General features: G+C 61.7%; 24 protein-coding genes. 14 read left to right on the top strand and 10 right to left on the bottom strand.

Annotated features, from left to right (window positions below; translation table 11 throughout):
- The first annotated feature begins 10 nt into the window (after positions 1–10).
- Positions 11–709: a response regulator gene (locus KJY40_RS20900; RefSeq protein ID WP_230732465.1), complete on the top strand. Its 699-nt coding sequence runs from the start codon at positions 11–13 to the stop codon at positions 707–709.
- Here the strand turns inward: KJY40_RS20900 and KJY40_RS20895 are convergent.
- Positions 706–1743 (bottom strand): patatin-like phospholipase family protein, encoded by a 1038-nt coding sequence (locus KJY40_RS20895; RefSeq protein ID WP_230732463.1) that lies wholly within the window; start codon positions 1741–1743, stop codon positions 706–708. The two genes, KJY40_RS20900 and KJY40_RS20895, sit on opposite strands and share 4 nt — an antisense overlap.
- 217 nt (positions 1744–1960) lie before the next feature.
- On the opposite strand from KJY40_RS20895, the gene KJY40_RS20890 reads away from it, so the two are divergent.
- The 3 genes from KJY40_RS20890 to KJY40_RS20880 all read left to right on the top strand — a co-directional run bounded on the left by KJY40_RS20890 (position 1961) and on the right by KJY40_RS20880 (position 3999).
- Complete coding sequence (locus KJY40_RS20890; RefSeq protein WP_230732462.1) at positions 1961–2239, top strand: hypothetical protein; 279 nt, start codon at positions 1961–1963, stop codon at positions 2237–2239.
- Positions 2240–2316: 77 nt separating this feature from the next.
- Entirely contained in the window at positions 2317–3084 is a 768-nt protein-coding gene (locus tag KJY40_RS20885) for a CHAD domain-containing protein (protein WP_230732460.1), read from the top strand.
- 120 nt (positions 3085–3204) lie between these two features.
- On the top strand, positions 3205–3999 hold the full coding sequence (locus KJY40_RS20880) for an acyl-CoA thioesterase (RefSeq protein WP_230732456.1): 795 nt from the start codon (positions 3205–3207) through the stop codon (positions 3997–3999).
- A gap of 1 nt (position 4000) precedes the next feature.
- Here the strand turns inward: KJY40_RS20880 and KJY40_RS20875 are convergent, their stop codons facing one another.
- From KJY40_RS20875 to KJY40_RS20865, 3 genes are all read right to left on the bottom strand, one after another.
- Positions 4001–4366 carry an Mpo1-like protein gene (locus KJY40_RS20875; RefSeq protein ID WP_007950951.1) on the bottom strand — a complete coding sequence of 122 codons (366 nt, stop codon included), beginning with the start codon at positions 4364–4366 and terminating at the stop codon, positions 4001–4003.
- Between the two features lie 120 nt (positions 4367–4486).
- On the bottom strand, positions 4487–5968 hold the full coding sequence (locus KJY40_RS20870; RefSeq protein WP_230732454.1) for a methyl-accepting chemotaxis protein: 1482 nt from the start codon (positions 5966–5968) through the stop codon (positions 4487–4489).
- 108 nt (positions 5969–6076) lie between these two features.
- Positions 6077–6883, bottom strand: a complete 807-nt coding sequence (locus KJY40_RS20865; protein WP_230732452.1) for a TatD family hydrolase — start codon at positions 6881–6883, stop codon at positions 6077–6079.
- A 236-nt stretch (positions 6884–7119) separates the two neighbouring features.
- Between KJY40_RS20865 and KJY40_RS20860 the strand changes: the two genes are divergently transcribed.
- The 3 genes from KJY40_RS20860 to KJY40_RS20850 all read left to right on the top strand — a co-directional run bounded on the left by KJY40_RS20860 (position 7120) and on the right by KJY40_RS20850 (position 9642).
- Complete coding sequence (locus tag KJY40_RS20860; protein ID WP_230732450.1) at positions 7120–8541, top strand: MltF family protein; 1422 nt, start codon at positions 7120–7122, stop codon at positions 8539–8541.
- A 107-nt stretch (positions 8542–8648) separates the two neighbouring features.
- A complete protein-coding gene (locus KJY40_RS20855) occupies positions 8649–9083 on the top strand; it encodes a DoxX family protein (protein ID WP_007950955.1) in 435 nt (144 codons plus the stop codon).
- Positions 9084–9333: 250 nt separating this feature from the next.
- Positions 9334–9642: a hypothetical protein gene (locus KJY40_RS20850; RefSeq protein WP_085607170.1), complete on the top strand. Its 309-nt coding sequence runs from the start codon at positions 9334–9336 to the stop codon at positions 9640–9642.
- 3 nt (positions 9643–9645) lie between these two features.
- Here the strand turns inward: KJY40_RS20850 and greB are convergent, their stop codons facing one another.
- The 3 genes from greB to KJY40_RS20835 are packed head-to-tail and all read right to left on the bottom strand — an operon-like array spanning position 9646 to position 13365.
- On the bottom strand, positions 9646–10143 hold the full coding sequence (gene greB, locus KJY40_RS20845) for a transcription elongation factor GreB (protein WP_039770483.1): 498 nt from the start codon (positions 10141–10143) through the stop codon (positions 9646–9648).
- A gap of 34 nt (positions 10144–10177) precedes the next feature.
- On the bottom strand, positions 10178–12682 hold the full coding sequence (locus tag KJY40_RS20840) for an ABC transporter permease (protein WP_230732448.1): 2505 nt from the start codon (positions 12680–12682) through the stop codon (positions 10178–10180).
- Positions 12682–13365, bottom strand: coding sequence for an ABC transporter ATP-binding protein (locus KJY40_RS20835; protein ID WP_230732444.1), 684 nt, complete (start codon positions 13363–13365; stop codon positions 12682–12684). Before KJY40_RS20835 ends, KJY40_RS20840 begins: the two co-directional genes overlap by 1 nt.
- A 10-nt stretch (positions 13366–13375) precedes the next feature.
- Between KJY40_RS20835 and KJY40_RS20830 the strand changes: the two genes are divergently transcribed.
- The 3 genes from KJY40_RS20830 (at position 13376) to KJY40_RS20820 (ending at position 15414) form a co-directional block, all read left to right on the top strand.
- Entirely contained in the window at positions 13376–13981 is a 606-nt protein-coding gene (locus tag KJY40_RS20830; RefSeq protein ID WP_007955652.1) for an arylesterase, read from the top strand.
- A 57-nt stretch (positions 13982–14038) separates the two neighbouring features.
- On the top strand, positions 14039–14332 hold the full coding sequence (locus KJY40_RS20825) for a hypothetical protein (RefSeq protein WP_003226812.1): 294 nt from the start codon (positions 14039–14041) through the stop codon (positions 14330–14332).
- A gap of 110 nt (positions 14333–14442) precedes the next feature.
- Entirely contained in the window at positions 14443–15414 is a 972-nt protein-coding gene (locus KJY40_RS20820; RefSeq protein WP_007955657.1) for a L,D-transpeptidase family protein, read from the top strand.
- A gap of 123 nt (positions 15415–15537) precedes the next feature.
- On the opposite strand, the gene oprI is transcribed toward KJY40_RS20820, so the two are convergent.
- Entirely contained in the window at positions 15538–15789 is a 252-nt protein-coding gene (oprI, locus tag KJY40_RS20815; RefSeq protein WP_003183784.1) for an outer membrane lipoprotei OprI, read from the bottom strand.
- Positions 15790–16426: 637 nt separating this feature from the next.
- On the opposite strand from oprI, the gene KJY40_RS20810 reads away from it, so the two are divergent.
- Positions 16427–16708 carry a GNAT family N-acetyltransferase gene (locus KJY40_RS20810; RefSeq protein WP_007955658.1) on the top strand — a complete coding sequence of 94 codons (282 nt, stop codon included), beginning with the start codon at positions 16427–16429 and terminating at the stop codon, positions 16706–16708.
- A 68-nt stretch (positions 16709–16776) separates the two neighbouring features.
- Here the strand turns inward: KJY40_RS20810 and KJY40_RS20805 are convergent, their stop codons facing one another.
- Together KJY40_RS20805 and KJY40_RS20800 are read right to left on the bottom strand one after the other, a co-directional pair.
- Positions 16777–17853, bottom strand: a complete 1077-nt coding sequence (locus KJY40_RS20805; RefSeq protein ID WP_007908583.1) for a 3-deoxy-7-phosphoheptulonate synthase — start codon at positions 17851–17853, stop codon at positions 16777–16779.
- A gap of 130 nt (positions 17854–17983) precedes the next feature.
- Positions 17984–18427 carry a PilZ domain-containing protein gene (locus KJY40_RS20800; RefSeq protein ID WP_230732442.1) on the bottom strand — a complete coding sequence of 148 codons (444 nt, stop codon included), beginning with the start codon at positions 18425–18427 and terminating at the stop codon, positions 17984–17986.
- Between KJY40_RS20800 and KJY40_RS20795 the strand changes: the two genes are divergently transcribed.
- From KJY40_RS20795 to KJY40_RS20785, 3 genes are read left to right on the top strand one after another with little or no spacing between them, the layout of a single operon-like run.
- Positions 18426–18812, top strand: a complete 387-nt coding sequence (locus tag KJY40_RS20795; RefSeq protein WP_230732440.1) for a thioredoxin family protein — start codon at positions 18426–18428, stop codon at positions 18810–18812. The genes KJY40_RS20800 and KJY40_RS20795 overlap by 2 nt on opposite strands.
- Complete coding sequence (locus KJY40_RS20790; RefSeq protein ID WP_230732438.1) at positions 18809–19765, top strand: putative 2-dehydropantoate 2-reductase; 957 nt, start codon at positions 18809–18811, stop codon at positions 19763–19765. Before KJY40_RS20795 ends, KJY40_RS20790 begins: the two co-directional genes overlap by 4 nt.
- Before the next feature lie 24 nt (positions 19766–19789).
- Positions 19790–20695, top strand: coding sequence for a 5'-nucleotidase (locus tag KJY40_RS20785; RefSeq protein WP_230732436.1), 906 nt, complete (start codon positions 19790–19792; stop codon positions 20693–20695).
- The last annotated feature ends 83 nt before the right edge of the window (positions 20696–20778 follow it).

The raw sequence follows: 20778 nt of genomic DNA, 5'->3' as shown, positions 1-20778 counted from the left end.
ATGTGAATTCATGAGCCAGACCGCGACCATTTTGGTTATCGACGACGAACCGCAGATCCGCAAGTTCCTGCGCATCAGCCTCGCTTCCCAGGGCTACAAAGTGCTGGAGGCCGGCACCGGCGCCGAGGGCCTGGCCCAGGCGGCGCTGAACAAACCGGATCTGCTGGTGCTCGACCTCGGCCTGCCGGACATGGACGGCCAGCAAGTGCTGCGCGAGTTTCGCGAGTGGGCCACGGTGCCGGTGCTGGTGCTGTCGGTGCGCGCCAGTGAAGGGCAGAAGGTCCAGGCACTGGATGGCGGCGCCAATGACTACGTGACCAAGCCGTTCGGCATTCAGGAATTTCTCGCCCGGGTGCGTGCGTTGCTGCGCCAGGCACCGGCCGGCGAAGCGCAGCAGGCCGCGTTGAATTTCGGCCCGCTGACCGTGGACCTGGCGTACCGCCGGGTGCTGCTCGACGGCGTCGAAGTCGCCCTGACCCGCAAGGAATACGCAGTGCTGGCGCAACTGGCGCGGCATCCGGGGCGGGTGATCACCCAGCAGCAATTGCTCAAGGACATCTGGGGGCCGACCCACACCGAGGACAGCCACTACTTGCGGATCGTGGTCGGGCATCTGCGGCAGAAACTCGCGGACGATCCGACCCGGCCACGGTTTATCGTGACCGAGGCCGGCGTCGGTTATCGCTTGTTGAGCGAGAACAGTCTTTAGTTCTGTTCGCTCTCGTAGCGATCCAGCGTATCCCGGGCAATCTCGCGACCCAGCGCGATCAGTTCCGGCGCCTTGTAGAACTCGAAGAACCGGCATACCCGCTTCGGCACGTTGATCAGGATGTCCGGTGGATAGCCAGCGATCTTGTACTGCGCCAGCGAGGTCTGCATCACCTCGAAACTCTGGTTGATCAGGTCCAGCAATGACGCCGGCCCGACGTTATCGACGATGAACGAACCGGTGGCGGATTTCGGTGCGCCATCGCGTTCCGGTGCGGCGGCCGGTTGCTGGGTTTCCGGTTCGGCGCCTTCGATCCACGGATTGATTTCCGCGGCTTCGGCACGCAGCGCTTCCTGTTCCAGCATCAGCAATTGCTCGGCCTGTTTGCGGCGGAACGGCATCTTCGAACCCAGCGAACTGATCAGGCTGTCGAAGCGCGTGCGGAACGCGGCGGGGCGCTGGATCACCGGCAGTTTGTAATGGCGCTGGTTGGTCGAGTTGAGATTGACCGCGATGATCAGGTCGCAGTGGCTCGACACCACTGGCACGATCGGCAACGGGTTGAGAATGCCGCCGTCCACCAGCATCCGGTTGCCCTGCATCACCGGAGTGAACAGGCTGGGAATCGCCGCCGAGGCGCGCATCGCCTGATGCAGACAGCCTTCCTGGAACCAGATTTCCTGCTGGTTGGTGAGGTCGGCGGCCACCGCCGTGTAGGGGATGCGCAGGTCTTCGATATTGATCTCGCCGACGATCTTGCGGATCTGGCCGAAGACTTTTTCGCCACGGATCGCGCCGAGACGGAAGCTGACGTCCACCAGGCGCAGCACGTCGAGGTAATCCAGGCTTTCGATCCAGTTGCGGTACTCGTCGAGCTTGCCGGCGGCGTAGATTCCGCCGACCACGGCCCCCATTGAACAGCCGGCAATACAACTGATGTCATAGCCCCGTCGTTCGATCTCTTCAATGACCCCGATATGGGCATAGCCCCGGGCGCCACCGGAGCCCAGCACCAGTGCGACACGCTTTTTCATCCGACTTCCTCCCGGCAAGGTTCCACAATGCACCCATCGAGGGCCGGGCGACAATCGCCGGGGTCGTTCGGGGCGGCGATGGCGTCGTTTTTCCGATACTTCATGACCCGTCGGCGCTATCTTTTGCAGTGCGGTGCAATTGCGGGACACAAGGCACTTTTTCGCTGCCGAAACGTCTTACCTGCACGACTGTTGACCTATCTTTGAGGTGTGAGTGATGAAAGCCTGGATCTGTGTGCCGTTGTTGGCTCTGGCATTGGCCGGTTGCGCCGGCAAGACCGCTTACCGCGACAGCTGCGGCAGCCAGCTCGACGCGGCGTGGCATGAACTGGATCTGGCGAAAGCCGAAGGGTTTGCCGGCACTGTCAGCTATTCCAAGGCGCTGTCGCTGTTGACGGCAGCCAAGACTCAGCAGCAATTCGAGGGATTCGAAGGCTGCACCAAAAAAGCCGAAAAGGCGCGCTTCTACATTCGCGAATCCCGCGCCGGGCGCTAAGCTGCTGACGTGGCGCAAGGGCAGGTCGCCTGCGTCGGCGCACACTCGTGCAAAGCCATTGAATTCAGGAGCAAGCGATGTCTGCGTTGGTTGATCGGCTGGTGGCCCACGTCCTGAGCCTCGAAGTGCGGCTGTTGGCCTGTCAGGCGCGTATGACTGCGCGGACCGACCCTGAAGCGCTGCACGATCTGCGCACCACCGTGCGGCGCTTGCGCAGTCTGCTGCGACCGTTGCGCGGCTTGCCCGGTGTCGAGCAGCTGGAGGATGCGGCGGCTGCGGTGGGGCAACTGACCACGCCATGGCGCGACCGCGAGGTGTTGGCGGCATATCTGCTTGAACATGGTCAGCCTGAAGCCGCGCAGCGGCGGATGGCGCAAATGGCCGAGGCCTACCCGACGCTGGCGGCCAGCGCCGAAGTGGCGTCGCTGCTGATGATCCTCGATGCCTTTCCGCGTTTTCTGCGCGCATCCCAGCGCCAGGGGTTGCTCGAACGCCTGGACAAACGCATTGAAAAACGTCTGGGCAAACAATGGAAGAATCTCGACGTGGCGCTGCACGACCCAGCCCACGACCGCCATCGCCTGCGTCTGCTGATCAAACGCGTGCGTTACGGCATCGAAGCCTATCCCGAACTCGATCGCCTGCCGAAACCTGCATTGTCCCGTCTGAAATCCGCACAAGGCGCCCTCGGTGACTGGCACGATTGCTGGCAATGGCTGGCCCGCGCCGAACTGGAGCCGGATCTGCAACCCTGCGTCGTCACCTGGCAGGCGACCATGGCCAAGGCCGAAATCAAGGCCGACCGGGTGCTGGAAAAACTCAGCGCGACCTGCTTCAAGTCCTGAAACCCGCTGGCGCGCAGCACCGCTGTCTTATCTGTCAGTCTCTTTGACCGGAATGGACGCTGCACCGCTCTGCCGCGCTGGTTAAGATCCGGTCATTCCCTTTTCGTGTCCGAGGTTTCCATGCGCTTTTGCGATCTGATCGATGCTGTCCGTCGTCAACCGGAGGTCACGATTCCGGCGGAGTGGGGCCAGGGCCGGGCCAGTTTTGGCGGGTTGGTGGCCGCGCTGCAATTTGAAGTGATGCGCGCCAAGGTGCCAACTGATCGACCGGTGCGTTCGCTGGCGATCACCTTCGTCGGCCCGGTCGAGCCCGAAGTGCCGGTGAGTTTTGAAGTCGAAGTGCTGCGCGAAGGCAAGGCAGTGAGCCAGGTGCTGGGGCGCGCCGTGCAGAACGGTCAGGTGGTGACGATGGTGCAAGGCAGCTTCGGGGCTTCGCGGCCGTCGGAAGTGGCGGTTGAAGCCTATCCGGCACCCGAGATGAAGCACTGCGACGACTGCCAGGAACTGCCGTACATCAAAGGCGTAACCCCGGAGTTCATGCGTCATCTGGCGATGCGCTGGAGTGTCGGCGGCATGCCGTTCACCGGCAATCAGTCGCGGCTGATGGGCGGCTGGGTGCGTTTGCGTGGGGATGTGAAGGAAGAGCCGGTCAACGAGGCGCACCTGCTGGCGCTGGTCGATGCCTGGCCGCCCGCGCTGTTGCCTTACCTGAAGAAACCGGCACCGGGCAGCACGCTGACCTGGACCATCGAATTCGTTCAGCCGTTACGGGATTTGAGTACGCTGGATTTTTGCCAATACCTGGCGGACATCGAGTATGCGGCCGACGGTTACGGCCACGTCGCCGCCAAGCTGTGGAGCGCGAAGGGTGAACTGATTGCGATGAGTCGGCAGACGGTGACGATCTTCGCCTGACTCAATGGCGGCGATGGCGTTCACGCCAGGCGCGAAACCAGCCGCCACTGAGGAAGAACCGCGGAAACGTCAGGAACTGCTCGACCAGCAGACGCGAAACGGCGTCCTTGCGATCACTGAACGGCTCGGAGGCTTGCGCCTCCAGGCTGTGGCCGTGACGCTGCAGACCCAGCGCCGCGATGATGCCGATTACGCCGATCGCCACGCTGGCCAGACTCAGGCTGAACACACCCGAGACGATCAACAGAAACGCGACGATGAACAGCGGCACGGCAATCAGGTGCAGCACCAGATTGGTCGGGTGCTGATGGTTGTTCGGGTACGCGCGCCATTGCCACGCGGGTAGGTTGGGGTGACGTTTGCCCATGTTGCTGCTCCTCGATCCATGTTTGGTACATGGTTGAAGAATAGGCCCGGGCAGCCATAGCGGCGAATCAAGGTTGGCTATTGAAGTGATAGGGACAATCGCCAATCTTGATGTTGCCCCCTAGAGCTTCAGCTGACCGATCGCCTTGTTCAATTCCCCGGCCAGCGTCGCCAACTCATTGCTGGTGGTCGCCGAATCCACGGTCTGCTGCACAGTGTTCTCGGTGACATCGCGAATACTCACCACCGCGCGATTCATCTCTTCGGCAACTTGACTTTGCTGCTCCGCCGCCACCGCAATCTGCGTGTTGCTTTCGCGCATCTGCGCCACCGCCCCGGTGATTTCCGCCAGCGCTTCGCCGGCCTCTTGCGCCTGTTGCACGCAGTCGTCGGCCTTGTACGAACTCTCCTGCATGAAGTCCACCGCATCGCGGGTGCCGGCCTGCAACGCCGACACCATGGTGGTGATTTCATCGGTGGAGGTCTGCACGCGTTTGGCGAGGTTGCGCACCTCGTCGGCAACCACCGCAAACCCGCGACCCATTTCCCCGGCACGGGCCGCTTCGATGGCGGCGTTGAGTGCGAGCAGATTGGTTTGTTCGGCGATGCTGTGGATCACGCTGACCACGCCGTTGATCTTCTGGCTGTCCTCGGCCAGACGCTGGATCATCTCGGCAGTCTGCTGCACGCCGCTGGACAGGCCGGCAATCGAAGTCTGCACCCGGCTCACCACTTGCTGGCCGCTGCCGGCCAGACCATCGGCGGTCTGCGACAGGTCGCGAGTGGCGCCGGCGTGCTGGGCGATGTGGTAGACGGTGGCGGTCATTTCGTTGATCGCCGTGGCCGCCTGATCGGTTTCACTCTGTTGGCCGAGCATGCCGTGACGCACCTCGTTCATGCTTGAAGCAAGCCGTGCGGCGCCGACGTCGAGTTGTCGGGCAGTGTTGGCCACGGTGGTCACCACTCGCTGATAACCGGCCTGCATTGCGTTGAACGCGTTGGCCATCTGCCCGACTTCATCCTTGCAGGCCAGCGGCACCCGGGCGGCGAGGTCGCCGGTTTTCTCCACGTGCAGCATCACGTCCTTGAGGGTGTTGAGCTGGCTGAGCAGAAAGCGGATCAGCAACTGCGAAGCACCAAGCATCGCCAGCATCAGGATGAACACCGCCACCGCGTAATTGGCGAAACGCTCGCGGAAGACCTGGCTGAGGCTTGGGGCATAGGCGATCACGGCGACTTGCTGACCATCGGCACGGCTGAAGACCTCGGCGCCGAGCAGCGGGTTTTCACCGAACAACGGCAAGTGACTGATCTCGATCCAGCCGTTGCTGTCGGTGATCTCCAGCAGCGGCTGATCGTTGAGGCGGGGCGCTTCGCCGCGTTTAAAAGTCAGTACCTGATCGGATTTGGGCAGCGCCTGCTCGGCCGGCCAGGCCTTGAGCAATTGCGCCTGGGCCTGGGCCGAGGTTTGCGCGGCGTGGCTGCGGGCCTGTTGTTCCAGCTGTACGGCGTACAGTACCAGCAACAGGGTGGTGACAAAGGCGACCGCGTTGACCGCCCAGAATTTGTATTTCAGCGAGATATTGCTAAGCCAGGCACCCATGGAGGTCTTCTCTGATAGCGGAAACAGTTTTGGCAAGGTGCCATTATTGTGCCGCTACGCAGGTGTCCGGATCTTGATGTGCATCAACAACTGATGCATTCGGCTCGGCTAGGGCGGGGTAGGTAAACCGTAAAACGCCCGCGCGCAGGCGGTGGTGTGGGCTGCCAGATCAGCTTCGGTCTCGCCTCGATGCAACGCGACTTCACGCAGCACTTCGGTCAGATACGCCGGTTCGTTGCGGCCGTTTTTCGGCTTCGGCCGCAGTGTGCGTGGCAGCAGATACGGCGCATCGCTTTCCAGCATCAGGCGACCGCGCTTGATCTCCTTCACCAGCGGATGCAAATGGGTGCCGCGACGCTCGTCGCAGATCCAGCCGGTGATGCCGATGTGCAGATCCAGATCGAGGTAGCTGAACAGCGCTTTCTGCTCGCCGGTGAAGCAATGCACCACGGCGGCGGGCAAGCGATCGCGGAAGTCACGGAGGATGTCCAGCAGGCGCTGGCTCGCATCACGTTCGTGCAGAAACACCGGCAATTGCAGTTCGGCAGCCAGCGCCAGATGTTCTTCGAGGACTTTTTCCTGCTGTGGGCGCGGCGAGAAATCGCGGTTGAAATCCAGCCCGCATTCACCCACCGCCACCACGTTCGATTCCAGCAGCAGGCTGCGCAGACGCCGTGCGCTGTCGGCGTTCCAGTCGCTGGCCGAATGCGGGTGAATGCCGGCGGTGGCAAACAGTCGCTGGCCGTCCGGATCCAGTTGCCGGCACAGCTCCAGCGCCTGTTCGCTGCCCTCGACGCTGGTGCCGGTCAGCACCAGTTGGCAAACCCCGGCAGCGTAGGCGCGGTCGAGCACGGCCTGGTGTTTGTCGGCGAAACTGGGGTTGGTCAGGTTGACGCCGATATCGATGAGTTGCATGGTGCTACCTCGGGCCAAAGGCCGGAAAGCATATCAGAGCTGTAGATTTATAAGAAAAGCCAAGAACTACAACGGCTTATGGTTGTCTGTTGAGGCCGCGAGGCAGGCTGGGGTGGCAGAGTTGCCATCACTGTGCCAGTCTCTCGCACTTTATCAGCGCTCCAGGCGCTCTGTTTCCGTCGGTGTTTTGCGACCGCTCAGCGGTGAAAGCGCCCCGTATTCTTTCCGGAGAGTGGATGGTTCGTCCCTCGGTTTTGCTCCTGCTGTGTGGTTCGCTGCTGCTGCCGATGACGGCGGTCGCGCGGCTGCCCGGGCCGCTGCAAGCCGTGCCGGCCGCCAAGGTTCGCGACCTGACCGAAATCCGCAGCAGCCGCGTCTTGCGGGTGCTGGTCAACCAGAGCCGCAACAGCTCCGGCGAAGTTCAGGGCCAGGCCATCGGCATCGAATACCATCGGCTGCGCGCCTTCGAGCAATACCTCAATGGCCACGCTCGCGACGGCCAGGAAATCACCCTCAAGATCATCCCCAAAGCCAAGGATCAATTGCTCGGTGCGTTGCAACGCGGCGAAGGCGATCTGGTGGCGCCGGGCGAACTGCTCGAGTTGCAACCGGGCCACGCAGTCGCCAGCAGCGAGCCGATTGCCAGCAACGTGCCGCTGGTGCTGGTCGGCATCAAGGGTGAGAAACGCTATACCAAAGTCGAGCAACTGGCCGGCAAAACCCTGGCATTGCCCACCGGCAGTGCGGCGGGGGAGGCGGTCAGTCAGCTCAACCAGAAACTGGCGCTGCACAAACTGGCGCCGATCAAGATCGAATGGGTCGATCCGACGCTGGCGGTCGAGGATGTGCTGGAAATGGTTCAGGGCGGGATCTTCCACCTGACCATCGTCGAGCAACCGATCGCCGAGCGGTGGGGCAAGATCCTGCCCAAGTTGCGTTTCGACCGTCAGGTGATGATCAGCGAGCCGGGCGAGGAATACTGGTTCGTGCGCCGTGATGCCTCGATGTTGCGGGCCAGCATTGATCGCTTCCTGACCGGCTACAAAAAACCGTCGAACGAAGACGCGGCCTTCCTGCGGATCTACCGCCGCCTTTATCAAGTGCACTATCCGCTGGCCAAGGCCGATCGCCAGCGCCTGGAAAAGCTGCGCCCGACCCTGCAGAAACACGCCGAAGCGCAAAACATGGACTGGCTCAACCTGGCGGCGCTGGCCTTCAAGGAGTCGGCGCTACAGCCCAACGCGCGCAGCGGCAGCGGGCCGACCGGACTGATGCAGATCACCCCGTCCGCGGCGCAGCGGGTTGGCGTCAACAATATCCAGAATCTCGATGCGAATGTGCAGGCCGGGGCCAAGTACCTGGCGATGATCCGCCGCAAGTTCTTCAACAGCCCGAAACTCAACGAGCGCGAGCGCATGGCGTTCACCCTGGCGGCCTACAACATCGGCCCGGAGCGGGTGCAGGGCATGCGCGCCGAGGCGCGACGTCGCGGCCTGAATCCCAATCAGTGGTTCTTCCAGGTCGAGCGCATCGCCATGGAGCAGGTAGGAATGGGGGCCGTCAGCTATGTTAATAGCGTGAACAAGTATTACTTGGCGTTCGACCGGGAGCGGGAGTCGTTGGAGCCTCCGGGGAAGAAAGTGGTCTCACGCAAATGATCTAATAAACTGATTGTTATAGCGGAATTTTTGCGCTTTTAACATGAAATTAACTGATTAATATAGCGGCCAACCAACCAGCACTTCTGACAACAAGGAAACGCAACATGAGCTCTCTGATCAACAAGGTACTGTTCACCCGCGCCGGCTACGGTCTGACCATTCTGCGTATTGCCGTCGGCGTGATCTTCGCCGCCCACGGCTCGCAGAAACTCTTCGGCCTGTTCGGTGGCTACGGCCTGGCGGGCACCGCGCAATACATGGAAAGCATCGGCCTGACCCCGGGTTATCTGATGGCCACCCTGGCTGGCGGCACCGAGTTTTTCGCCGGTCTGGCGCTGATCATCGGCCTGCTGGTTCGCCCGGCGGCACTGGGCCTGACCTTCCTGTCGCTGGTGGCCATCTTCACCGTGCACATTAGCAACGGTCTGTTCATGGCCAACAACGGTTACGAGTTCGCCCTGGCTCTGCTGGGTGGTAGCCTCGCGGTGCTGATCGAAGGTGCCGGCAAGCTCTCGGTGGATCGCGCCATCGCCGGTTGAAGGCTCTGGCTCAAGCAAAAGGCCCGCATTGTGCGGGCCTTTTTTGTTGCGGCTGATTCTTGACACTGGCCGGTCACGTTCTCTAGGATGCCGCTCATGCGCCGATTTAAACAGCTACTTGCGGGGCGCCAGGTGACTATTCTTCAGTTGCCGTCAGAAGCCGGAACAGGGCTTCGAAATACCGCTAAAGCGCTGGTTCGGTGTTGCCTCTCACCTGCCATGCAGACTTTTGAGGCAGAGACACGACACGATGAATGCACTACGCCCTCCAGCACGTCCCGCGCCGATCACGGCACATATCACCCAGCGCAATCCGAAAATACTGCTTGGCGGCAAACATCAGCCGACGCTGTTGCGTTATCTCGATGGCTGGCCACGTCGCAGCGGCGGTCCTGCTGCCTTCCTGATCCAGTTCGTTGAAGACGGTGAGTCGCTGGCGCGTTTTGCCGATGACAGTTTCGATCTGGCCGTCATTCAGGCCCCGAGCCTTGAAGAGGCGCCGGAAATGATTCGCCAACTGACCCGCGTCGCACGCCAGGGCCTGATCACCCGGCGCTGAGCGTCAGGGATATTCGATCGCGACGATGTAGACGAACTGTTCGCCGGTCGGCGTCTGTACCCTCACTTCAGCATCCAGCGCCTTGCCGATCAGGGCGCGGGCCAGCGGGGAGTCGATGCTGATCAGGCCGAGTTTCAGGTCCAGTTCGTCCGGGCCGACGATGCGATAGCGCGACTGTTTGCCGTCCTCGTCTTCGATGGTCACCCAGGCGCCGAAGTAGACCTTGTTCGGATCACTCGGTTTTTCGCTGACCACTTTCAACGCCTCGAGGCGCTTGGTGAGAAAACGCACGCGACTGTCGATCTCGCGCAGCATTTTCTTGCCGTAGGTGTACTCGGCATTTTCCGAACGATCACCCTGAGCCGCCGCCTCGCTGACCGACTGCGTCACCTGCGGCCGGCGCACATGCCACAGCTCATGGAATTCGGCGCGCATCCGCGCTTCACCTTCGGGGGTGATCAGCGCGGTGCCGGCGGTGCGGGGAGGGCGATAACGGCTCATGGCAACTTCTTTTGATCAAGATGGCGGGAGTCTATCAACCCTCGCGCAACACTGTCAGCGGGCTGGCGTTGAGCGCGCGCCGCGTGCCGAACACGCCGGCACCACCAATCAGCGCCGCGCCGATCAACGGCAACAGCAGCAACCACGGATGGGGATGCCACGGCAGGTCGAAGGCGAAGCGATACAGCACCAGACTCACCACTTCCGAACCGATCGCCGCGAGCAATCCACTGACCGCGCCGAGCAAACCGAATTCGATCCGTCGCGCCTTGATCAGCAACTGCCGCTCGGCCCCCAGCGCACGCAACAGCGCACCCTGGCGAATGCGCTCATCCAGGGTTGCCTGCAAACCGGAAAACAGCACCGCCATCCCCGCCGCCAACACAAACAACAACACATACTCCACCGCCAGGGTGACCTGGGCGAGGATGCTGCGCAGCTGTTCGAGCAAGGCTTCGACCTGAAGGATGGTCACTGCCGGGAATGCTCGCGACAGCTCGACAATCTGCTGATCGTGACCGGGCGCCAGATAGAAACTGGTCAGGTAGGTCGCCGGAAGATCCTTCAAGGTGCCGGGCTGGAAAATCATGAAGAAGTTCGGCTGGAAGTTGTCCCAGTTGATCTCCCGAAGGCTGGTGACCTTCGCTTCGCGATTGACCCCACCCACGCTGAACACCATGTGATCGCCGAGTTTGAGCTTGAGACTCTCGGCCACCTTGCCTTCCACCGATACGCCCGGAACGTCATCCGAGGGTTGCCCGGCCCACCACGAACCCGCGGTGATCTTGTTGCCCGCCGGCAGATCGGCGGCCCAGGTCAGGCTCAGGTCGCGCTGGATGGCGCGGTCGCCGGCCGAATCCTTGCTGACGATCTGCTGCACCGCCTCGCCATTGATGCTGATCAAGCGTCCCGGCACCACCGGGTACAACGGCGCGGCCTGGGCCGAGACATTGATCAGGTGATCGGTGAAGGCCTGTTTGTCTGCCGGCAGGATGTTCAGGGCGAAATAGTTGGGTGCGTTTTTCGGCAACTGGTTCTGCCAGGTGTCGAGCAGTTCGCCGCGCAGCAAGGCGATCAGCGCCATGGACAGCAGGATCAGCCCGAAAGCCAATGACTGGCCGGCGGCCGCCAAAGGGTGGCGCAACAACTGACCCAGCCCGAGGCGCCACGGCAGGGACGCACGGGCGAGCAGGCGACGCAGGCTTTGCAGCAGCAACAGCAGCAAGCCGCCGAGCACCAGCGCGGCGACCACGCCGCCGCCGAGCAAGGCGAACGTCAGCAGCAGGTCCAGACTCAGGCGCCACATGATCAGCCCGAGCGCACCGAGTGCCGCGCCGTAAACCATCCAGGTACTCGATGGAATCGGCAGCATGTCCCGGCGCAATACCCGCAACGGCGGCACCCGGCCCAGTGCGGCGAGCGGTGGCAAGGCGAAACCTGCCAGTGCCACCAGCCCGGTGCCGATGCCGGCCAGCGCCGGCAGCAAGCCGCCCGGCGGAACGTCGGTCGGCAGCAGATCATGCAGCAGCGCGAACAATCCCAATTGCGCGAGCCAGCCGAGCAGGGCGCCGCCGAGGCTGGCGAGCAGGCCGAGCACTGTCAGTTGCAGACTGAACAGCACCAGGGTTTCCCGGCGCGACAGACCCAGGCAACGGAGCAGGGCGCTGGCATCGAAACGCCGGCTGGCAAAGCGGTTCGCCGAAAGCGCCACCGCGACACCGGCCAGAAGCACGGCGACCAGACTGGCCATGTTCAGATAGCGTTCGGCCTTGCCCAGCGCGCCGCCGATCTGCCGATTGCCGTCGCGGGCATCCTGAATCCGCTGGTTGGCGGCGAGTCCCGGTTTGATCAATTGGCGATAGGTTTCCAGCGCCTGCGGTTCGCCGCGCCAGAGTTCGCGGTAGCTCACCCGGCTGCCGGGTTGCACCACGCCGGTCGCGGCGAGGTCGTCGAGGTTGATCAGCACCCGTGGCGTGAGGCTGTAGAAATTGCCGGCGCGATCCGGTTCGTAAGTCAGCACTCGCGTCAGTTTCAACGTCTTCATGCCGACGTCGATGCTGTCGCCGATCTTCAGGTCCAGCGCCGTCAGCAGGCGCGCTTCGACCCAGGCTTCACCGGGCTGTGGCTCACCACCGGCTTCCTCTGTCGCGTAGGGAGCGGGGGCGCTTTTCAGTTCGCCGCGCAGCGGATAGGCGCGGTCGACAGCTTTGATACTGGAGAGCTGAATGCCGTTGTCCGTGGCAATGACGCTGGAAAACTCCACCACCTGCGCATGATCCAGACGCAGCTCGGTGCCGCTCCGGATCTGTTCCGGCCGGGCCGGCGAGCTGCCTTCGAGCGACAGGTCGGCGCCGAGAAACTCGGTGGCGCGCAGCATCATCGCGCCGTTGAGACGGGCGCCGAAATAGCCGATGGCGGTACTTGCCGCGACCGCCACGACCAAGGCGAAAAACAGCACCCGCAGTTCACCGGCGCGGGCATCGCGCATCAGTTGGCGCAGGGCGAGACTGAACAGACGCAACAGCGGCAGACGTGCCATCAAGGCTCCAGAGGGGCGACCAACAGGCCGGCTTCAAGACGGATCAGACGCCGGCACCGATGAGCCAGGCGTTCGTCGTGGGTCACCAGCACCAGGGTAGTGCCGCGTTCCTTGTTCAATTCGAACAGCAAGTCGCTGATGCGCTCGCCGGTGTGGCTGTCGAGGTTGCCGGTGGGTTCGTCGGCGAACAGCACGTCCGGCTCGGCGGCGAAGGCCCGGGCAATCGCCACGCGCTGTTGTTCCCCACCGGAGAGCTGACGTGGCGAGTGAGTCAGGCGCTGGCCGAGGCCGACCCGTTGCAGCAGTTCGGTGGCGCGGCTTCGGGCGTCTTTGCGGCCGTCGAGCTCCAGCGGCAACATGACGTTTTCCAGCGCGTTCAGACTGTCGAGCAATTGGAACGACTGAAAGACGAAGCCCACGTGCTCGGCCCGAATGCGCGCGCGCTGGTCCTCGTCGAGATTGCTCAGGCCTTGCCCGGCGAGCGTCACTTCGCCGTTACTCGGCAGATCGAGGCCGGCGAGCAGACCCAGCAGGGTGGATTTGCCGGAACCGGACGCGCCGACGATGGCCAGGCTGTCGCCCTTGTTCAGTTCCAGGCTGAGTTCGTGCAGGATGGTCAGTTCACCTTCCGCGCTGGGAACCACTTTGCTAAGGTTCTTCGCGGTGAGAATGCTTGCGCCCATGGAGAATCCGATGCGTGTGTGGTTTTTGAGTGCTGGCCTGGCCTTGATGTGCATGGCCCAGAACGCAGCGGCGGGTACAGTCCTGATCGTTGGCGATAGTATCAGCGCCGGTTTCGGACTGGATACCCGGCTGGGGTGGGTGTCGTTGCTTGAACAGCGGCTCAAGACCGAAGGTTTTGACGACAAAGTGGTCAATGCGTCCATCAGTGGCGACACCAGTGCCGGAGGCCAGGCACGGCTGCCTGCGCTGCTTGCAGAGCACAAGCCGGAACTGGTGATCCTCGAATTGGGCGGCAACGATGGCCTGCGCGGAATGCCGCCTACGCAATTGCAACAAAATCTTGCTTCGATGATCGACAGCTCCCGTCAAAGCGGTGCCAAGGTGCTGTTGCTCGGCATGCAGTTGCCGCCTAACTACGGCAAGCGCTACACCGATGCCTTTGCCGAGGTCTACGGCAAACTCGCCGAGGAGAAAAAAATCCCGCTGGTGCCGTTTTTCCTCGACGGTGTGGGCGGGCATCCAGACCTGATGCAGGCCGACGGTCTGCACCCGGCGGCGGGGGCTCAGGGCAAGTTGCTGGAAAATGTCTGGCCGACGCTAAAACCGCTGTTATGAGGCTTTTCTAGCGGCAGGCTTTCGGCTAATGTGGCGCCCCCTTATTTGGAGCCCCCGATGCCGCGTCCTGCCTGGTCCCTGTTCGCCTACCAACTGATCGAGCCTGACGAACAGCTGGATCTGTTCGCCTGCCAGGAAGTGCGAGTGCATCTGGTGACCCGTCAACTGGAGCTCGGTGGCTCGGCTGACCGAACCCTGTGCGGCAGTCTGCTGCCGGCGCAACCGCGCTGGTCGAGCGTGGATCGCCGGGTGTTTCAGGATCAGCGCCTGTGTTCGCTGTGCCGGGCGATCCTCGAATCACAGAAGCGCGGCACCTCGCCGATCTGGCCCGAGTTGCGTTTCGAACTCTGAGTCCTTTTTTCGCCGAGATCGCGGCCCATCGGCACATCTCCCCGAACTCCCTGGGCGCGGTGTACAATCGCGTTCTTATACCCTTGTCGATCTTGCGAAGGATTCTCCGGATGTTGCCGCGTTTTCCTGCCGTCACCCGCTGCCTGTCTCTTGCCGCCCTGTGTGTGGCCGGTCCCGTTGCCGCACTGGAGTTTCCCCTGCCACCACCCGGTGAAGACATCATCGGCCAGGTACAGGTGATCAAGGCCAAGTACGAAGATACCTTTGCCGATCTGGGCACCACCTACGATCTGGGCTATTCGGAAATGGTCGCGGCCAACCCGGGCGTCGATGCCTGGCTGCCGGGCGCCGGCACTGAAATCGTTCTGCCGACCCGCTTCATCCTGCCGCCGGGCCCCCGTGAAGGCATCGTGATCAACCTGGCCGAATACCGCCTCTACTATTTCCCGAAAGGCCGGAACGTGGTGTACACCTTCCCGCTGGGTATCGGTCGTGAAGGCTGGGGCTCGCCGATCGCGCACACCACGATCACCGCCAAGACACCGAATCCGACCTGGACGCCACCTGCCTCGATCAAGGCCGAGCACGCCGCCGATGGTGATCCGCTGCCGAACGTGGTGCCGGCCGGTCCGGACAACCCGCTGGGGCCGTTCAAGTTCACCCTGGGCACGCCGGGCTACCTGATCCACGGCTCGAACAAGAAGTTCGGTATCGGCATGCGCACCAGTCACGGCTGCTTCCGCATGTTCAACAACAACGTGCTGGAAATGGCCGGCATGGTGCCGGTGGGGACTTCGGTACGGATTCTCAATGATGCGTACAAGTTCGGTCGCAGTGGCGGCAAGATCTACCTGGAAGCACACACGCCGATCGACGACAAGGGCAACCCGTCGGTGGTCGACAAGCACACCGCCGTGATCAACGCGATGCTCAAGCGTGAAGACATCACCAACAACCTGCGCATGGACTGGGATGTGGTGCGTGATGTGGTGGCGGCCGAAGATGGTCTGCCAACCGAAATCGGCACGCCGAACACCTCGGCGCCGATGGTCTCCAGCGCACCGATCGACCTGCAGCAATAAGCTGGAAGATGAAACCCGCCGAGGCTTGCGCAGCGGCGGGTTTTTTGTTGCCCACAGAACACTGCGGGCACAAAAAAGCCGACCCAAAAAATGGGTCGGCTTGATAACAATCCCGAAGGACTATTACTTGCGGCTAGCTTTTTCCAGCATGCGCAGAGCACGCTCGTTAGCTTCGTCAGCAGTCTGTTGTGCTTTTTGAGCAGCAGCCAGAGCTTCATCAGCTTTACGGTAAGCTTCGTCTGCACGAGCCTGGGAGCGAGCAGCTGCGTCTTCAGTAGCGGTCAGACGTGCTTCGGTTTCTTTCGATGCGCTGCTGCAACCGGTAGCCAGAACTGCGGCCAGAGCCAGAGCAGAGAATTTCAGAACGTTGTTCATCGTGTTCCCCTTCAAGGACTTTCAATTAAGTGGCTGTCTCCTCCGATTGAGGAAATAGCCGGCGTACATACTACCCATTACTTGTAGTAAGTAAACTGACGTGAGGCAAGAAGCAAAAAAAATTGTAGGCGTTGATTCTTTTTCGAGCAACTTTTAACTGCGCTGTATAAAAAATATCCAGCTGTAAGCCGCGAGATGAGCGAGTTAATGAGAAAAAGTTCCCGTTGCCGCGGATTGTTTTGCAGGCAGTGGCTAAAGTCTGCCTATATGGATTCGTCCACTCTTTTGTTGCGAATTTGCGCAGCGCCTCGCATATCTTTGACCATGTTGAGGTGACTTTAAAACAGGGGGCTCGTCTTAAGTCTCAACATCCGGCGATGTTCAGCCTTTCGGCTCGGGAAGATCGTCTCCCGAACCGGCCCTGAGTCCACCGGAACTGCCCCGTCAATCTGCATGATGACGAGCGTACCTTGAGCATTTTCGCCAATGGTGCCTACTATTTGATACGTGCTCGGGTTGCGCGAGATCGGTGCAGTTCTTCTCGGTGTCCATCAGGCACGGGGTGGCGTAGATGTTCCTTCGCCGGGAAAACATCGGTAAGGTAGGGGTCAGAATTCGAGACCCGCGAGGAGTAGTGATGAGCGAGGCGTTGTCCATCCACCATGACCAGGCTGGTCATCAGTTCGAGACCAATGTGGACGGTCATCGTGCCTACCTGACCTATATGGATCTGGGGAAACAGACCCTGGATATCTACCGCACCTTCGTGCCCAACGCCTTGCGTGGCCGAGGCATCGCGGCAGCCTTGACCGAGCGGGCGCTGCAATACGCTGATGAAATGGGCTACACGGTCATTCCATCGTGCTCCTACGTGGAGCGTTATATGGAGCGTCATCAGCGGCGCACCGCCAAGATCTGACCGACCTCACCGCACACACAAAAACGCCGGGCAATGCCCGGCGTTTTTTTATGCCTGCGAAACGGCTGTCAGCTGCGCTGACGTTTCGGCAGTACATCCTTGAGCTTGGCGTGCATGCTGCGCAAGGTGTTTTCGGTAGCAGACCAGTCGATGCAGGCATCGGTGATCGACACGCCGTATTGCAGATCGGCGAGGTCTTTCGGGATCGCCTGGCAGCCCCAGTTCAGATGACTTTCGACCATCAGGCCGATGATCGACTGGTTGCCTTCGAGGATCTGGTTGGCGACGTTCTCCATCACCAGCGGTTGCAGGGCCGGATCCTTGTTGGAGTTGGCGTGGCTGCAGTCGACCATGATGTTCGGCTTGATCTTGGCCTTGTTCAGCGCCTGCTCGCACAGGGCGACGCTGACCGAATCGTAATTCGGCTTGCCGTTACCACCGCGCAGCACCACGTGACCGTAGGCGTTGCCTTTGGTGGTGACGATCGACACGCCACCTTCCTGGTTGATGCCCAGGAAACGGTGCGGGCTGGAAACCGACTGCAAGGCGTTGATCGCCACAGTCAGGCCACCGTCGGTGCCGTTCTTGAAGCCGACCGCCGAGGACAGGCCGGAAGCCATCTCGCGGTGGGTCTGGGATTCGGTGGTGCGTGCGCCGATGGCCGACCAGCTGATCAGGTCCTGCAAATATTGCGGGGAGATCGGGTCGAGGGCTTCGGTCGCCGTCGGCAGGCCTTTCTCGGCCAGGTCGAGCAGCAACTGGCGACCGATGTGCAGACCGTCCTGGATCTTGAACGAGTCATCCAGGTACGGGTCGTTGATCAGGCCTTTCCAGCCGACGGTGGTCCGTGGCTTTTCGAAATACACGCGCATGACCAGATACAGGGTGTCCGAGACTTCCGCCGCCAGCACCTTCAGGCGATCGGCATATTCATGGGCAGCCTTGATGTCGTGGATCGAGCAGGGGCCGATCACCACGAACAGACGATGGTCGGTGCCATCGAGAATGTTGCGGATGACCTCGCGACCCTTGGTGACGGTGCGCAGGGCAGCGTCGCTCAGAGGGATATCACGCTTGAGCTGATCGGGAGTGATCAGGGTCTCGTTGGAAGCGACGTTCAGGTCGTTGATCGGTAAATCAGCCATCGTTTACTCGTCAGGTCACGGGTGCCGGCCGCCAGCGATCCCCGCGCGGCGGAGCACAGCGGATTTAAGCGCGTCGGGGAGCCGAACCTTATCGCGTTAGACGCCTGCTAGACAATGGGCAAGTAACTGTTCAGTCCAGCACGGGCTGCGCAAAAGCCTTGCGAACGCTGTCGTGGGAGAACTCGTCGGCGTGTTGTTCGACCCATTGCAGGGCCAGGGCCTGAATATCCTGGAGGTCTTCGTGGGCGTCGTTGAGTCGGCAATAGCGTTCGATCTGACACACCTGCTCACCCATTCGCGCGCTGAACAGCGTCTGTTCGTCGGTGAAGGCGATGCCCACCAGATAGCCTTTTTTACGTCGCAGGCACCAGGCCACGTAGCCCGGATAACAGATGTCGGCGTTGAGGGTCGGCATGCGCACTTGCAGCGCGGTGCCGTGGCGCCAGGCGCGGTGGTAATTGCAAGCGATGCCGCCGAGGCTGATAGTGTGCAGCCGTTGACGCGAAATACACTCCGGTGTGAGCAAGGTCAATTCAACGGGCACATCATCCGGATGAGGAATAAACCGTCCCATGAGCACAGACTCCCTGTGTCGGCCATTTGACATTGTTTCCCCCAGTATAGTGGTCGAATCGCAGCTGACCGATTTTGACGCCGACCAACGGCTGCTGGCGATGAGCGGCGTTTCGCTGGTGATCTTCACGAGCGTCGGCTGCGCCAGTTGCCGCTATGCCCGCGAAGTGTTGCCGGGCCTCGATCTGGCCGTCGATCGCGTGTGCTGGATCGATGCCGGTGACAACGGCGGACTGGTCGAGCGTTATCAGGTCTTTCATTTGCCGGCGCTGTTTGTGGTGCGCGACGGCGAGTTCTTTGGGGCGGTGCACACGCGCCTGAATGTCGATGAGCTGAATGCAGCCGTGGCGCAGGCGCTGGGTCGAATTGCAGAGGAGTTGCCGTGATGGGAGCAGTCAACAAACCGGTGGTGGGGATAATCGGCACGGGTGCAATCGGAGGGTTCTACGGTGTGATGCTGGCGCGGGCCGGGTTCGATGTGCACTTTCTGTTGCGCAGTGAATTTTCCGCAGTCGCCGAGCGTGGCTTGCAGGTGGACAGTACCGTGCATGGCGCATTGACGCTGAACCCGGTGCAGGCCTATTCGTCGGCTGAAGACATGCCGCCCTGCGACTGGCTGCTGGTCGGCGCCAAGACCACCAGCAATGCCGGGCTGGCGCCGTCGATCATTCAGGCGGCCAAGCCCGACGCGAAAGTGCTCTTGCTGCAAAACGGTCTTGACGTCGAAGACAGCTTGCGGGCATTGCTGCCCGATTCCCTGCACTTGCTCGGCGGTTTGTGCCTGATCTGCGTCCACCGCGAAGGACCGGGGCAGATCACTCACCAGGCGCTGGGGGCGGTGAACGTCGGGTATCACAGCGGCCCGACACGGGATGACGCGGCGCGCATGGCAATCGTCGAGGAGGGCGCCGGCCTGTTCCGCGCCGCCGGCCTCGACTCCCAGGCCATGCCCAACCTGCATCAGGCGCGCTGGCAGAAACTGGTGTGGAACATTCCCTACAACGGGCTTTCAGTGTCGCTCGGTGCCAGCACCACGCCGTTGATGGCCGACACCGACAGCCGCGCCTTGATTCAGGCGCTGATGGCCGAAGTGGTGCAGGGCGCCAAGGCCTGCGGTCACGACATGCCGCCCGGTTACGCCGAATACCTGTTCATGATGACCGAGAAAATGCCCGACTATTGGCCGAGCATGTACCACGATTTTTTGCACAAACGACCGCTGGAGCTGGAGGCGATCTACGCTCGTCCTTTGGCGGCGGCAAAAGCGGCAGGTTGTGAATTGCCGCGTATCGAATCGTTGTATCGCACTTTGAGCTTTATCGACCGGCGTAACGTTTAAACCGGTCGCACTTGGGGGAAAGGCATGGCCAAGAACATCGATGACAAGCTGGTGCTGGCGATCTCGTCCCGTGCCCTGTTCGACCTGAGCGAAAGCCACAAGGTGTATGAGTCGAGTGGCGTCGAAGCCTACCGGCAATATCAGATCGATCACGAAGACGAAATTCTCGCGCCGGGCGATGCCTTTCCGCTGGTGGAAAAACTGCTCAACCTCAACAGTCGCCTCGGACGCGCCCGGGTCGAGGTGATTCTGGTGTCGCGCAACAGCGCCGACACCGGCCTGCGCGTCTTTAACTCCATTGGTCATTACGGCCTGGCAATCTCCCGCGCCGCGTTCGTCGGCGGGCGCAGTCCTTATCCGTATCTGAAGGCTTTTGGTTGCGACCTGTTTCTCTCCACCCACGCCGAAGATGTGCGCGCTGCGCTGGATGCCGGGTTCGCAGCGGCGACCATTCTGTCCGGCGGCGCGAGTCGTGTGGCCAGCGATGAATTGCGCATCGCCTTCGACGGTGACGCGGTGCTGTTTTCCGACGAGTCGGAGCGCGTCTATCAATCCGGTGGTCTCGAAGCCTTCCAGGCCAAGGAGCGTGAATCCGCTCGCGAACCGTTGCGCGGCGGACCGTTCAAGGGCTTTCTCGCGGCGCTCAATCTGTTGCAGCGCGAGTTCTCCGATGAGGAATGCCCGATCCGCACCGCACTGGTCACCGCGCGTTCGGCCCCGGCCCACGAGCGGGTGATCCGCACCTTGCGCGAATGGGATATCCGTCTGGACGAATCGCTGTTTCTCGGTGGCCTGGCCAAATCGGCGTTCCTCGAAGCCTTTGCCGCCGACGTGTTTTTCGACGATCAGGCCGGCCACTGCGAGCTGGCCCGGGAAGTGGTGGCGACCGGTCACGTGCCCCACGGCATCAGCAATGAACCGGCGGTCTAAAGCCCGCGTGGTTCAAGACATTGCGTCGCACGTCGTACTCGCCAAGGCACTGCTAAGCTGAATCAAATCTCCGCCATGTTGGA

The organism is Pseudomonas fitomaticsae (assembly GCF_021018765.1).
In the GTDB taxonomy this organism is placed as follows: Bacteria; Pseudomonadota; Gammaproteobacteria; order Pseudomonadales; family Pseudomonadaceae; genus Aquipseudomonas; species Aquipseudomonas fitomaticsae.
The sequence above is the reverse complement of the archived record's forward strand: the minus strand, read 5'-3'. Positions and strand labels throughout refer to the sequence as shown.

Bases quoted from the DNA above. Each gene is read 5' to 3' on its own strand.
- KJY40_RS20900 (WP_230732465.1), top strand. From the start codon at position 11: ATGAGCCAGACCGCGACCATTTTGGTTATCGACGACGAACCGCAGATC.
- KJY40_RS20895 (WP_230732463.1), bottom strand. From the start codon at position 1,743: ATGAAAAAGCGTGTCGCACTGGTGCTGGGCTCCGGTGGCGCCCGGGGC.
- KJY40_RS20890 (WP_230732462.1), top strand. From the start codon at position 1,961: ATGAAAGCCTGGATCTGTGTGCCGTTGTTGGCTCTGGCATTGGCCGGT.
- KJY40_RS20885 (WP_230732460.1), top strand. From the start codon at position 2,317: ATGTCTGCGTTGGTTGATCGGCTGGTGGCCCACGTCCTGAGCCTCGAA.
- KJY40_RS20880 (WP_230732456.1), top strand. From the start codon at position 3,205: ATGCGCTTTTGCGATCTGATCGATGCTGTCCGTCGTCAACCGGAGGTC.
- KJY40_RS20875 (WP_007950951.1), bottom strand. From the start codon at position 4,366: ATGGGCAAACGTCACCCCAACCTACCCGCGTGGCAATGGCGCGCGTAC.
- KJY40_RS20870 (WP_230732454.1), bottom strand. From the start codon at position 5,968: ATGGGTGCCTGGCTTAGCAATATCTCGCTGAAATACAAATTCTGGGCG.
- KJY40_RS20865 (WP_230732452.1), bottom strand. From the start codon at position 6,883: ATGCAACTCATCGATATCGGCGTCAACCTGACCAACCCCAGTTTCGCC.
- KJY40_RS20860 (WP_230732450.1), top strand. From the start codon at position 7,120: ATGGTTCGTCCCTCGGTTTTGCTCCTGCTGTGTGGTTCGCTGCTGCTG.
- KJY40_RS20855 (WP_007950955.1), top strand. From the start codon at position 8,649: ATGAGCTCTCTGATCAACAAGGTACTGTTCACCCGCGCCGGCTACGGT.
- KJY40_RS20850 (WP_085607170.1), top strand. From the start codon at position 9,334: ATGAATGCACTACGCCCTCCAGCACGTCCCGCGCCGATCACGGCACAT.
- greB (WP_039770483.1), bottom strand. From the start codon at position 10,143: ATGAGCCGTTATCGCCCTCCCCGCACCGCCGGCACCGCGCTGATCACC.
- KJY40_RS20840 (WP_230732448.1), bottom strand. From the start codon at position 12,682: ATGGCACGTCTGCCGCTGTTGCGTCTGTTCAGTCTCGCCCTGCGCCAA.
- KJY40_RS20835 (WP_230732444.1), bottom strand. From the start codon at position 13,365: ATGGGCGCAAGCATTCTCACCGCGAAGAACCTTAGCAAAGTGGTTCCC.
- KJY40_RS20830 (WP_007955652.1), top strand. From the start codon at position 13,376: ATGCGTGTGTGGTTTTTGAGTGCTGGCCTGGCCTTGATGTGCATGGCC.
- KJY40_RS20825 (WP_003226812.1), top strand. From the start codon at position 14,039: ATGCCGCGTCCTGCCTGGTCCCTGTTCGCCTACCAACTGATCGAGCCT.
- KJY40_RS20820 (WP_007955657.1), top strand. From the start codon at position 14,443: ATGTTGCCGCGTTTTCCTGCCGTCACCCGCTGCCTGTCTCTTGCCGCC.
- oprI (WP_003183784.1), bottom strand. From the start codon at position 15,789: ATGAACAACGTTCTGAAATTCTCTGCTCTGGCTCTGGCCGCAGTTCTG.
- KJY40_RS20810 (WP_007955658.1), top strand. From the start codon at position 16,427: ATGAGCGAGGCGTTGTCCATCCACCATGACCAGGCTGGTCATCAGTTC.
- KJY40_RS20805 (WP_007908583.1), bottom strand. From the start codon at position 17,853: ATGGCTGATTTACCGATCAACGACCTGAACGTCGCTTCCAACGAGACC.
- KJY40_RS20795 (WP_230732440.1), top strand. From the start codon at position 18,426: ATGAGCACAGACTCCCTGTGTCGGCCATTTGACATTGTTTCCCCCAGT.
- KJY40_RS20800 (WP_230732442.1), bottom strand. From the start codon at position 18,427: ATGGGACGGTTTATTCCTCATCCGGATGATGTGCCCGTTGAATTGACC.
- KJY40_RS20785 (WP_230732436.1), top strand. From the start codon at position 19,790: ATGGCCAAGAACATCGATGACAAGCTGGTGCTGGCGATCTCGTCCCGT.